The sequence below is a fragment of the Microbacterium sp. M genome (assembly GCF_045181065.1).
Taxonomy (GTDB): Bacteria; Actinomycetota; Actinomycetes; order Actinomycetales; family Microbacteriaceae; genus Microbacterium.
The window spans coordinates 1,857,668-1,869,107 of sequence record NZ_CP173721.1; the positions used below are offsets into that span (position 1 = coordinate 1,857,668).

The window sequence follows — 11,440 nt, forward strand, 5'->3', positions numbered from 1 at the left end:
TCACGAGCGGGTAACTCATTTTCCCGGCAGATGCGCCTGCGCGAAATACGCCGCCGCACGCCGCAGCACCTCGTTCTCTTGCTCCAGCAGGCGATTGCGCTTACGGAGCTCGCGCAACTCAGCGGCTTCCGTGGTCGTCGTGCCGGGCTGCTCGCCGGCATCGACCCGGTCGGTCCGAAGCCAGTTATCCAGGGTCCCGGCATGGACCCCGAAATCCTTCGCGATCTGCGCGATCGTCACACCCGGTTCACGGTTCTTCGCGACCCGGATCACATCCTCACGGACCTCCTTGGGAAACGGTGCAGGTATGCTCTCATCCTTCCAGCCCGGTCACTCCGACCAGACATCTCAGATGTCACCTGTTCCTACAGCAGACCCGGATGTAGCGCTCGGATCGGGCGTGTGTCCGGGCATCCCGCAGGTCTCCTCCGACGGCCGGCACGCATGGATCCGCTTCCGCGGAGAGCTCGGCAACCGCGTCACCGACGACGGTGACCTCATCCTCGACCTCGTCGACCTCCAACGCACAGACGAGCTGCTCGCCCAAGGCATCCTCGAGTGCGGGTGGCGGTAACGCAGCGGTAACGCGAGATGATCACCTGGCGTGCTCCGCTATACGCGACTGGTGGCGAGCAAGCGAGCATTTCGTTACGCCCCCATCTACAGGCTCAGTCAGCGGGTAGAGCCCCCTGAGTCGCGGATGACCAGTTCCGTCGTCAGTAACGGATGAGGTTCGCTCTCATCAAGCTCGAGCTCCACAGCGAGACTGCCCATCTCCTCATGGGGATGCGCATGGTCGTGAGGGGTGGGTTGAGATCCCGAGCCGATGGGGTGTCGTCGTATCCCGTAACCGAGACGTCTTCCTTCCGGGCACCGTAGCCCGCGTTCCCGAAGTCCCTCGAGCACGCCGGCCGCCATCTGGTCGATGGTGCAGATCACCGCGGTGAAGGGTGGGCGTCCACCGGCTGGTGTCAGTTCGTCGAGCAGCTTCAGCACCGCTTCTTTGGCGGGCTCACGGTCGAAGCTGGTCTCACGGACGATGGGGGACGTGTCAGTCGACTCGACGAACGGGCGGGGGAATCCTTCGTGTCTGCTGCGAGCGGTGTTCGAAGAGGCCAAACTCGGAAGGACAACCACCTGTCGGTGCCCCATGTCGGCGACATATGCGCGCCGGGCATTCAGCGCCCTCCACGTTGTCATGTCGGATCTGGACAACGTCCGGCACGTCGTAGACGCCGTAGCGAACAATCACCTTGTGGTAAATCTTCCGAGGCTGAAACAGTCTCAACCCTGCTCTTCGTTCGAGCCGACTGCCCGATCCGCGCCGTCGAACCTAGGAGGCGCGTGCGGGGCCAGTCGACTCTCGCCAGACGATCCGATTGAGGGGACCTTCGTCGACGGCGGGCTCCTCGTCGCGCAGTCGCGCGATCAGGCGTGCCATGGCGTTGCTGCCCAGGCGCTCGAGACTCACGTCCACCGTTGTCAGCGAGGGAACGAGGAATTCGCTCTCCGGCACGTTGTCCCAGCCCGTGATGCTGACCGTGCCGGGAACGTCCCAGCCGCGCTGACGGGCGCCGCGAAGGGCTCCCGTCGCGACCAGGTCGTTCGCGGCGATGATGGCGGTCGGCTCCTGCCCGCTGCGGATCGTCCTGATGGCATCGACGCCCGACTTGCCCGACCAGTCCCCATCGTGGACACCGGTCAACTCCAGCCCGAGCCGCTCGATCGTCGCCACGAAGGTCGTCGCGCGGGCGCGAGCCGACGCAAATTGCAGTGATCCTGCCACGTGAAAGAAGCGTCGATGACCGAGCTCGGCGAGGCGCTCGATGAACTCCGTGACCGGTGAAGCATCGGCGAGTTCCCCCACGCCCCGCATTTCGTCGTCGAAATCGGCCGAAACGACCAGCACGCTATCGCTCGGCAGGTCATCGGCGGAGATCGACACCGGCGAGAGCGACAGGATCCCGTCCACCTGGCGAGCATCGCTCAACTCAAGGATTCGGGCGGCGCGCGCAGCCGCGCCGCCCTCGGGGCTGATCACCTCGACTTGGTACCCAGCCTCGTGCGCGGTGCGAGTGGCGCCGGACAACATACGGGCGGGGTTGAAGGCGAGGGCGGGCATGACGACTGCGACGCGGCCGGTTACGCGGGTGCGCATGGACCTTGCGAGAAGGTTCGGCCTGTAGTGCAGGTGCGAGATGGCCGCCTCGACGCTCTCTCGTGTCGTCGGCTTGAGGCCCTCCCCGCCGAAACGCAGGTAACGCGAAACGGTCTGGTGCGACACGCCGGCAAGGCGCGCGACCTCCATGATCGTCGGTCGCCGCGTGCCCGCTTCTCGGCTCGACATTTGGGAGGCTCCTTCTGCAATCGAATCTCGAGTCCAACGTATCGGGTAACCCTCTTCGCCGGAGAGCCGGTCAGCTTCGCCGGTAGATCTATGCGCCATGGGCGGTGCACGGCAGCCGGGCCGGACTTCTTGACAGCGCAGTGATCGTTCACTATCGTACATGAAAGTGAACCTTCACTAAATCGCATCAAAGGAGAATCGCGATGACGACTACGTCAATCGGCTCACGTCGTCCGAGGGCGGTGCCCTCGTGAGCGTGGCACCCGTTGCGGCCGACCTGCCGATGCAGCCCATGCCACGTCTGCGCGGCAAGCGATCACTCGCAGAGCGCCGGGAGGCGCGGGCTGCCTGGAGCTTCATCGCACCGTGGGTTATCGGCGTGATCTTCATCACCATCGGACCCATGGGCGCGTCTCTGTACCTGTCGTTCACGGACTACAACCTGCTCACGCCGCCGGAGTGGGTAGGAACCGCGAACTTCGAACGAATGCTGACCGACGCTCGGCTCCACACGTCGCTTGGCGTCACATTCACATACGTCCTGTTCGGAGTCCCACTTCAGCTCGGACTCGCACTCTTCCTCGCGATCATCCTCAACCGCGGCTTGCGCGGGCTCCCGTTCTATCGGTCCGTGTACTACCTCCCGTCGCTGCTGGGCGGCTCGGTCGCCGTAGCGGTGCTGTGGAGGCAGATGTTCGGCTCTGAAGGCCTGGTCAATCAAATGCTCGCCATGGTCGGCATCGACGGCCCAGGCTGGATATCCAACCCCGACACCGCTCTGGGCACGATCGTCACCCTCCATGTTTGGGCGTTCGGATCGAGCATGGTCATCTTCCTCGCCGGTCTGCGTCAGATCCCCGAGATGTACTACGAAGCCTCAGCGATCGACGGTGCGAACCGCTGGAGACAGTTCGTCAGTATCACCCTCCCTCTGCTCACGCCGGTGATCTTCTTCAATGTCGTGCTTCAGGTCATCAACGCCTTTCAGAGCTTCACCCAGGCGTTCGTGGTGAGCGGCGGCACCGGCGGCCCGGTGGACTCGACCCTCTTCTTCACGCTGTATCTGTACCAGAAAGGCTTCGGCAACCTCGAGATGGGATACGCCTCAGCCATGGCGTGGCTGCTACTGCTCATCATCGCGGCGCTCACGGGCGTCAACTTCCTGGTCTCGAAACTGTGGGTGCACTATGACAACTGACACCATCACCCGCCTCGAGGACGCCGCCGCTTCGGTGGGCGCAGCGGATCTCGCGCCGGCCAGAGTCCGGCTGCGTCGGGATCAACGGATGCGCGCTATCGTCAAGCACGTACTGCTGGTTATCGTCGGCATGCTCATGATCTACCCACTCTTGTGGATGGTCTCGAGCTCCTTCAAGCCGAACGATCTCATCTTCTCCAGTCCAGGGCTTATTCCCGAGCGAATCGACCTCAGCAATTACACCGATGGCTGGAACGCGTTGACGCATCCCTTCGGGCACTACATCCTGAACTCGGCGATCATTGTCGCAGGTTCGCTCGTCGGTAACCTCGTCAGTTGCACGATGGCGGCCTACGCCTTTGCGCGATTGAAGTTCCGCTCCCGACCGTTCCTCTTCGCGGTCATGCTCCTCACGCTCATGCTGCCCGTGCATGTCCTGATCGTGCCGCAGTATGTACTGTTCTCGAACATCGGCTGGCTCAATACCTTCCTGCCTCTCATTGTTCCGAAGTTCCTCGCCACAGATGCGTTCTTCATCTTCCTGATGGTCCAGTTCTTCCGCGGCATCCCGAACGAGCTGGAAGAGGCCGCCCGCATCGACGGCGCCGGATATTGGCGGACCTTCCTCCAGATCATGCTGCCCCTCACCATTCCGGCTCTCGCGACGACGGCGATCTTCACATTCATCTGGACGTGGAACGACTTTTACTCCCAGCTGATTTTCCTGACCGCCCCAGACATGCGCACAGTGCCCGTCGCCCTGAGCAACTTCGTCGACACCACATCTGCCTCGTCCTGGGGGCAGCTGTTCGCGATGTCTGTCATAACCCTGCTCCCGTTGTTCGTAGTGTTCCTCGTCGGTCAGCGATTCCTTCTTCGCGGAATCGCCACCACGGGGCTCAAGTAAAAGCCATCCAAGATCCCTTACAGGAAGGAACACATTCATGACCTCTTCATACGCGCGACGACGGTGGACAGCAGCAACGCTCGCCGCGGTCACGGCGCTCACAGTCGTCGGCTGCGCCGCCGGCGGCAACGGAGGCTCGGCCGACGGCGAGGGGATCTCGCTTCGCTTCACGTGGTGGGGCAGCGACGCCCGTCATGAGAAGACACTCGATGCGATCGCGCTCTTCGAGGAGCAGAACCCCGGCGTCACGATCGTGCCTGAGTACTCCGGCTGGGACGGCTATTGGGACGCCCTGAGCACCAAGGCTGCGGCCAACGACCTGCCCGACATCATGCAGCAAGTCGACCCCTACATCTTTGACTATGCGCAGAACGGGACTCTGGCAGACCTGACCGAGTACAGCGATGTCCTCGATCTCGAGCCGTTCTCACCCGCGATCATGGAAATGAGCACCGTCGATGGGGCCGTCTACGGCGTGCCTGGCGGGATGACCGGCATGTCCGCATGGGTGAACCCCGCCACCATCGAATCCGTCGGCATCGATCTTCCCGACGACCAGACCTGGAGCTGGGAGGACTACGCAGAGTACGCCGCCTCGATCACCTCCGCATCCGGTGGCAGCATTGTCGGCAGCGGTCAGGTCACCTTCGACTCCCAGATGTTCAACATCTGGGCTCGCCAGCAGGGCGAGCAGGTATTCAGCGAGACAGGTGTCGGCTTCAAGCCCGAGACGCTCTCGTCGTGGTGGGAATTCGTGCTCGAACTGCAGCAGGACGGCTCGATTCCGACGGCCGAGCAGTCGGTCGAGGCGGTCGGAAAGAGCCTAGAGGAGAGTGGCTTCGCCACTGGCCAGACCGCGATACAGGGCGGCTGGGCGAGCCAGATCGGCGCGGTCCAAGCCGTCGTTGACACACCTCTTGCACTCATGCAGCTGCCCGGCGAGAGCGAAGCCGAGGTGCGCGGGGTCTTCGTGAAACCGTCCCTGCACTACTCTGTCGCAGCGTCGAGCGAGCACCCGGAAGAGGCGGCCAAGTTCGTCGACTTCCTTGTCAACACCGTCGATGCCGGCGAGATCCTCGGTGCAGACCGCGGTACACCCGCGAACCCGGACGTTCTCGAGGAGCTGCTCCCGTCGATGGCTGCAGGCGACCAGCTCGCCGCTGAGTACCTGCTAGAGGCGAATGAACTCGTCGAGACGAGTCTGCCCATCCCGCCGCCCGGGGCGAGCATGTTCGAGGAGGCCTTCATCCGGTACTCGCAGGAAGTCGTGTTCGAACGCATGACACCTGCCGAGGCCGCCGAGGCGCTCATCGCCGAGGTCGACGCCGCCGTCGCGTAGGCGACCGAGGCACAGCAGCGGGGAGCGAGGAGAGCGCGCTTCCCGCTGCTGGCCCGTGAGCTTTCGCGGCATCCGAAGACGATTGGAACGGGCATGTATCGCGACCCCATTTACGATGGCGCCACCGACCCCACGGTCGTGGTCGATCCCGAGGGCGTCTGGCTGATGTTCTACACCCAGAGACGTGCCACCCACCCGGACCCCGGTCCGGATGTCGCGTGGGTCCACGGGACCAGGATCGCCGTCGCGCGCAGCACCGACGGGCGATCATGGACCTATGCTGGCACTTTGGAGCCAGCGAATGACGGGCTCGTGATGACCCCCGGAGCCCCTCCGATGCGTACTCAGCACACCTACTGGGCGCCTGAGGTCGTCAGACATGGTGCCCTATGGCACATGTATGTGAGCGAGATCGAAGGGGTGCCGTCGCGATGGCGGGGCCATGGGCGTCAGATCGTGGAGTATCGATCGCCGGACCTACGATCGTGGACGCGTTCTCAGGTGCTCCGGCTCACGAGCGCCCGCGTGATCGATGCTGCCGTCGCGCGCACGCCGGATCGAAGGTGGCGGCTCTGGTACAAGGACGAAGACAACCGCGCTCATACCTACGTCGCAATGTCGGAGGACCTCGAGGCGTGGAGCGTCGAAGGCGTCGCCATCGATGGCCGACCCCACGAAGGGCCGTACGCCTTCCCGCTCGGCGGTTGGTGGTGGATGCTGACCGATGAGTGGAGCGGCCTCGCCGTCTACCGATCAGATGACGCCATCTCCTGGGCTCGGCAGGAGGGGGAGCGGCTCCTCGCCGAGTCGGGGTCGGAGGTTCCTGGAGGGCAGTTCGGCCGACATGGATCGGTGACGCTGCACGACGGCCGGGCCCTTCTGTACTACTTCACCCACCCCGAGTGGGACGGAAGAGACGATGACCAGCGCAATGAGGTCCGGCACCGACCGAGTTCGGTCCATGTCGCGGAACTGAGCGTGCGGAACGGCCGTCTGGTATGCAGCCGGTGACGGCTACATCCGAGCGGGGTAACTGGAGGTATTTCATGAATGACGAGCTTTCATCCACGCTGACCCGACGGTTGGGGGGAATCGCCTACGGCGGGGACTACAACCCCGAGCAATGGGATCGGGCCACATGGGTCGAGGACGTCCGTTTGATGTGCGAAGCCGGCGTCAACCTGGTGACGGTCGGAGTCTTCTCGTGGTCTTCGCTAGAGCCTCGTGACGGGCACTTCACTTTCGGATGGCTGGACGAGATCATCGACCTGCTTTGGAGCAACGGGATCGCGGTCGATCTCGCGACTCCGAACGCGGCGCCCCCGCCGTGGCTGGCGGGGCACACTGACACGCTGCTCGTCGAACGCGACGGGAGGCGGGTGTCGATCGGCAGCAGAGGTCACTTCTGCCCGTCATCCGAGTTGTACCGCGACAGATCACGCCGTATCGCCTCGGCTCTCGCGGAGCGATACCGGAACCACCCCGCGATCGCGCTTTGGCATATCGGAAACGAGTATCACGCGCATTGCTTCTGTGACACGTGTGATTCGCGGTTCCGGGGATGGCTTCAGCACAGGTATGGAAGCCTCGAAGAGCTCAATGATCGTTGGGGGACGACGTTCTGGAGTCAGGGATACGACGCCTGGGACCAAGTCCACCTGCCGTCCAAGGTGCGCGGGCATGTCAACCCCACGCGCGAGCTCGACTTCTCTCGCTTCACGTCCGAGGTGCAGCACGAGCTCTTCCTCGCGGAGCGGGACATCCTCCGGGCGGCGGCTCCCGGCATCCCGATCACGACCAACTTCATGGCGTTCTTCCCGCTGATCGACTATCGCCGCTGGGCTGAGGGCGTCGACGTCGTATCGCTCGACATGTACCCGGATCCCGCCGTGCCGGGCTCGCTGATCGAGGCGGCGTTCCAGTACGACCTCATGCGCTCGTTGCGACACGGTCAACCCTGGCTGCTCCTCGAGCAGGCGTCGTCGGCGGTGAGCCAATGGCAGGTCAACGTCGCCAAATCGCCCGAACGGATGCGGCTCGGCTCATATCAGGCGGTCGCCCGCGGCGCGGACTCGGTTATGTTCTTCCAATGGCGGGCCTCCCGCTACGGGCAGGAGAAGTTCCACTCCGCCATGGTTCCGCATGGAGGCGAATCCACCGACACCTGGCGTGCCGTACGGGCGCTCGGCCAGGAGCTGGACACACTGCGCGATGTACCAGGATCGCGCATCCGCGCTGAGGCCGCGATCGTCTGGGACTGGGACAACAAATGGGCGGTCGAGGGCGCCGCGCATCCGCTCAACTCATTCTCGTACCGCGACGTCGTGATGGAACATTACCGTGCACTCTGGCGTACCGGCGTTCACGCGGACGTGATCAGCCTCGATGACGACCTCTCTGCCTACCGCGTCATCGTGGTGCCGAATCAGTACCTGTTGAGCCAGCACGCCGCGGATGCACTCCGCAGATTCGTGGAGAACGGCGGCCACGTGCTCGTCTCGTACTTCTCGGGAATCGTCGACGAGCATGACCACGTCGCCCTCCCTGGGTATGCTCCCGGGCTCAGAGAGACGATCGGCGCGCACGTGCGCGACATCACCGCGATACGTGAGGGCGAAGCCATACCGCTTGTCGTCTCTATGGAGATCGCCGACCTGCCGGGGTCCGCAGCTGCAATGCGGTGGCAGGACGACATCGGACTCGAGACAGCCACCGCTCTGGTGAGTTACGGCAGCGGCCGATTCGCGGGACGACCAGCTGTCACTGACAATCGTCTCGGCGCCGGACGCGCGATATATGTAGGCACCACATTGGACGAAGGCCTGCTCGGAGCAATCATGTCGGATCTGGTGAAGACGGCAGGTGTCCGGCCGCCGCTGAGCGCGCCCGCCGATGTCGAGGTCGTCGAGCGCCGCAGCGAGGCGGCCAGCTATCTCTTCGCCCTCAACCACTCGGACGAGGCGCGGAATGTGGTCCTCGAGCGTGAGGCGATCGACCGACTCACCGGGGTCGCCTACTCGTCAGGGCACACGCTCGAGCTGGCACCGCAAGACGTGGCCGTCCTCTTCTCTGCGCGGATCGGGGCGTAAACACCGTGGCGGGCATGCCGACCACCCCCAACACTCTCGGGGCGTCGCGCCTCGGCGAGCGGCCGGGCGGCCCGGAGCTCGCTGACGCGTTGCTCGCCTCCCCCTCTGTAACGTCGACACGAGCAATATGTATGCCGAGGGGCGCAGCGAGCAGCTGTTGGGTGGAGCGATCGCGCGTACGGGGGCCTTCCCGACAGCAAGCTCGTCTACTCCAAGGCTGACCGCGAACCGGGTACCGGCGTCTTCGACGGCACCCGGGTGCGAAAGTCGCTTGAGGAGTCCCTCATTCTGTTCGGTGTGGACTCGCTCCCGCTCTACCAGTTCCATGATCCATACACGGTCACGTTCGAGGAGGCCATGGGGCCAGGCGGCGGGGTGCCTGCACTGCTCGCACTGCGTGACGAGGGACTGATCGGTGCGATTGGCATCGCGTCGGGGCCGATCACGCAGGTGCACGAGTACGTGGCCACCGGGGCCTTCGACGCCGTGCTCTCGCACAATCGATTCACGCTGGTGGACCGCACCGCCGAGGCCAGCTTCCGGCTCGCGCGTGAGCGCGGGATGACGGTGTTCAACGCGGCGCCGTTCGGCGGCGGTACTCTCGCGAACGGTGCGCCCGCCTACGGCTACCGCGAGATGCCACCAGGCTTCGCCTCCCACCTCAACCGCGTACACGCGCTCGCGGCCGAATGGTCGATCGACCTGGCAGCGGCGGCAATGCAGTTCTCCCTGCGAAGCCCGCTCATGGACACCACCGTGGTCGGGGTGACATCGCGGTCTCGACTCGGCTCGCTTGCCGCCCTGATGGACGCCGTCGCGCCCGACGACTTCTTCGACGCGATCGAGGAGCTCGGACCGCCGCCCCCTAGTGGCAATCAGTGACGTGCGCTGACCGATAGCCGTCAAGACCGTGATGCGCGCGTGCCCACCGTGCCCGGGTGGGCAGGCGTAGCGGTCCCTTCTTCTCCCTCGGGGGTGTTCACCTTGTCGCTCAGTGCGAGGAGGGCGAACACCGCCGTGGCGAGCAGTATCGACGCGTCGACCATGAGCGCCGCGCTGTAGCCGACTGACAGTGCCTGCTGCGGAGCGCCACTGCTGCCTGAGGTGCCTGTGGCCGCGACGCCGGCGAGCACCACCAGCCCTAGGGCCACGCCGATCTGCTGAGCGGCATTGAGCAGTGCCGACCCGATGCCGGCCTTGTCCGCATCGATCCGGTACACGGCCGCCTGCGTGAGCACGATGACGCTGAGGCCGAACCCGAGCGCGATGACCAGCAAGCCTGGAGCGATGAAGAGGAGCTCGCCGGCTGCGGCGGTGGCGAACGCGATCCATAGCGCGCCGATGGCGCTCAAGATGCCGCCGATGCCGGCGACTCGGCGCGGAGCGACCTTCAACAGCAGCTTCGGAGCAAAGCCCGCGCCGAGGATGGTTCCCACGGCGAACGGCAGCATCGACAGGGCCGTGACCAGTGGCGTGTACTGCTGGACCTGCTGGAGGTAGAGCGGTTGCGGTCCCGGAAGAGCGACAACGGCACGAGGGGGTTCTCGCTACGGCGCTGAATGAGGATGAAGACGAGGAGCAACACGGCGGCCGCGAATACCAGCGCATAGCCGATGGGATCCGTGAATCCGTCCTCGCCGAAGCGGGTGATCGCATAGACGAGGGAAACCATGCCGGCCGTGCCCACCGTCCCGTCAACCCCCCCCGGGCGTCCGGCGTGGCGAGCTGGCGCGATTAGGACTCCACTGCCGACGAGCACGAGCAGGCCGATCGGCACATTTATGAAGAACACGGATCGCCAATCGAGCAGTTCGGTGAGTAGGCCCCCGAGAATCAGCCCGACGATGATCCCCAATCCGGACATCGCCCCGTAGAGGGCCAGCGCCTTGTCCCGGGCCTTCATCCCCTCGAACGCCGTCGCGATCAGCGCCAGCGCGTTGGGCGCGATCATGGCCGCCCCGATGCCCTGCACGACCCGGGCGGAGATGAGGGTCTCGGCGTTCTGTCCGAGCCCTCCGGCGAGTGAGCCGATGACGAAGACGACGAGTCCGGCTTGAAGCGTTCGCTTGCGACCCCAGAGATCGCCGACGCGACCGCCCAGCAAGAGGAGCGCCCCAGAGCCGAGGATGTAGCCGTTGACCACCCATGGCAGAAGCACGGGCGTGATGTCGAGTTGAGCCTGGATGCTCGGCAGGGCGATGTTCACGATCGAGTCATCGAGCACGACCATTCAACTGCGCGGTCGCGATCACCAGCAGGGGCACGAGTCCGGTTCGAGCCCTCGTCGGCACTGTCTTCGTTCTCCTTCTTTGCGGATTCGGGGATCGAGAGCCATAACTGCATACCCCCTCAGGTATATTCCACCGACACATGATCCGCTTCCTTGCGACAGTGAACAATTCCTCTATACGGATTGACGTGATACGTATGACGTCATAGTCTGTGCGGACGCGTTAGACCGTCGAAGGAGACTCATGCCTTATCCGCGCTCGTTCCGCCCACGCAGCCTTCGAAGCTTCGCCGTGCCTGTGGCAGCAGCGATCTTCGCTTCTGTCCTCGT

The 11,440-nt window shown here is 64.4% G+C and carries 12 protein-coding genes; 7 read left to right on the forward strand and 5 right to left on the reverse strand.

The window, feature by feature from the left end; translation table 11 throughout:
- Nucleotides 1–15: 15 nt before the first annotated feature.
- Nucleotides 16–309, reverse strand: coding sequence for a transposase (locus tag ACI7YT_RS08915; protein ID WP_406250538.1), 294 nt, complete (start codon nt 307–309; stop codon nt 16–18).
- A 91-nt stretch (nt 310–400) separates the two neighbouring features.
- On the opposite strand from ACI7YT_RS08915, the gene ACI7YT_RS08920 reads away from it, so the two are divergent.
- The gene (locus ACI7YT_RS08920) at nt 401–574 is read left to right on the forward strand and encodes a hypothetical protein (RefSeq protein WP_406250306.1); all 174 of its coding nucleotides are present in this window, start codon (nt 401–403) and stop codon (nt 572–574) included.
- A gap of 98 nt (nt 575–672) precedes the next feature.
- On the opposite strand, the gene ACI7YT_RS08925 is transcribed toward ACI7YT_RS08920, so the two are convergent.
- Both ACI7YT_RS08925 and ACI7YT_RS08930 read right to left on the reverse strand, forming a co-directional pair.
- Entirely contained in the window at nt 673–1,200 is a 528-nt protein-coding gene (locus tag ACI7YT_RS08925; protein WP_406250307.1) for a substrate-binding domain-containing protein, read from the reverse strand.
- Between the two features lie 133 nt (nt 1,201–1,333).
- Nucleotides 1,334–2,347, reverse strand: a complete 1,014-nt coding sequence (locus tag ACI7YT_RS08930) for a LacI family DNA-binding transcriptional regulator (protein WP_406250308.1) — start codon at nt 2,345–2,347, stop codon at nt 1,334–1,336.
- Nucleotides 2,348–2,639: 292 nt separating this feature from the next.
- Here ACI7YT_RS08930 and ACI7YT_RS08935 point away from each other — a divergent pair, with 292 nt between their 5' ends.
- The 6 genes from ACI7YT_RS08935 (at nt 2,640) to ACI7YT_RS08960 (ending at nt 9,762) form a co-directional block, all read left to right on the forward strand.
- On the forward strand, nt 2,640–3,545 hold the full coding sequence (locus tag ACI7YT_RS08935) for a carbohydrate ABC transporter permease (protein WP_406250540.1): 906 nt from the start codon (nt 2,640–2,642) through the stop codon (nt 3,543–3,545).
- Nucleotides 3,535–4,452 carry a carbohydrate ABC transporter permease gene (locus tag ACI7YT_RS08940; RefSeq protein WP_406250309.1) on the forward strand — a complete coding sequence of 306 codons (918 nt, stop codon included), beginning with the start codon at nt 3,535–3,537 and terminating at the stop codon, nt 4,450–4,452. Before ACI7YT_RS08935 ends, ACI7YT_RS08940 begins: the two co-directional genes overlap by 11 nt.
- Nucleotides 4,453–4,489: 37 nt before the next feature.
- A complete protein-coding gene (locus tag ACI7YT_RS08945; protein WP_406250310.1) occupies nt 4,490–5,791 on the forward strand; it encodes an ABC transporter substrate-binding protein in 1,302 nt (433 codons plus the stop codon).
- 93 nt (nt 5,792–5,884) lie between these two features.
- On the forward strand, nt 5,885–6,802 hold the full coding sequence (locus tag ACI7YT_RS08950; RefSeq protein ID WP_406250312.1) for a family 43 glycosylhydrolase: 918 nt from the start codon (nt 5,885–5,887) through the stop codon (nt 6,800–6,802).
- A gap of 35 nt (nt 6,803–6,837) precedes the next feature.
- Complete coding sequence (locus ACI7YT_RS08955) at nt 6,838–8,880, forward strand: beta-galactosidase (protein WP_406250314.1); 2,043 nt, start codon at nt 6,838–6,840, stop codon at nt 8,878–8,880.
- Between the two features lie 297 nt (nt 8,881–9,177).
- Nucleotides 9,178–9,762: an aldo/keto reductase gene (locus ACI7YT_RS08960; RefSeq protein ID WP_406250316.1), complete on the forward strand. Its 585-nt coding sequence runs from the start codon at nt 9,178–9,180 to the stop codon at nt 9,760–9,762.
- 20 nt (nt 9,763–9,782) lie between these two features.
- Here the strand turns inward: ACI7YT_RS08960 and ACI7YT_RS08965 are convergent, their stop codons facing one another.
- The gene (locus ACI7YT_RS08965) at nt 9,783–10,331 is read right to left on the reverse strand and encodes a hypothetical protein (RefSeq protein ID WP_406250318.1); all 549 of its coding nucleotides are present in this window, start codon (nt 10,329–10,331) and stop codon (nt 9,783–9,785) included.
- On the reverse strand, nt 10,271–11,110 hold the full coding sequence (locus tag ACI7YT_RS08970; protein ID WP_406250320.1) for an MFS transporter: 840 nt from the start codon (nt 11,108–11,110) through the stop codon (nt 10,271–10,273). The genes ACI7YT_RS08965 and ACI7YT_RS08970 overlap by 61 nt, the downstream gene beginning before the upstream one ends.
- Nucleotides 11,111–11,440 lie beyond the last annotated feature (330 nt).

Coding starts and splice junctions, on each gene's coding strand:
- ACI7YT_RS08935 (WP_406250540.1), top strand. CDS start 2,640: ATGCCACGTCTGCGCGGCAAGCGATCACTCGCAGAGCGCCGGGAGGCG.
- ACI7YT_RS08945 (WP_406250310.1), top strand. CDS start 4,490: ATGACCTCTTCATACGCGCGACGACGGTGGACAGCAGCAACGCTCGCC.
- ACI7YT_RS08965 (WP_406250318.1), bottom strand. CDS start 10,331: ATGCTGCCGTTCGCCGTGGGAACCATCCTCGGCGCGGGCTTTGCTCCG.
- ACI7YT_RS08955 (WP_406250314.1), top strand. CDS start 6,838: ATGAATGACGAGCTTTCATCCACGCTGACCCGACGGTTGGGGGGAATC.
- ACI7YT_RS08940 (WP_406250309.1), top strand. CDS start 3,535: ATGACAACTGACACCATCACCCGCCTCGAGGACGCCGCCGCTTCGGTG.
- ACI7YT_RS08970 (WP_406250320.1), bottom strand. CDS start 11,110: ATGGTCGTGCTCGATGACTCGATCGTGAACATCGCCCTGCCGAGCATC.
- ACI7YT_RS08950 (WP_406250312.1), top strand. CDS start 5,885: ATGTATCGCGACCCCATTTACGATGGCGCCACCGACCCCACGGTCGTG.
- ACI7YT_RS08930 (WP_406250308.1), bottom strand. CDS start 2,347: ATGTCGAGCCGAGAAGCGGGCACGCGGCGACCGACGATCATGGAGGTC.
- ACI7YT_RS08925 (WP_406250307.1), bottom strand. CDS start 1,200: ATGACAACGTGGAGGGCGCTGAATGCCCGGCGCGCATATGTCGCCGAC.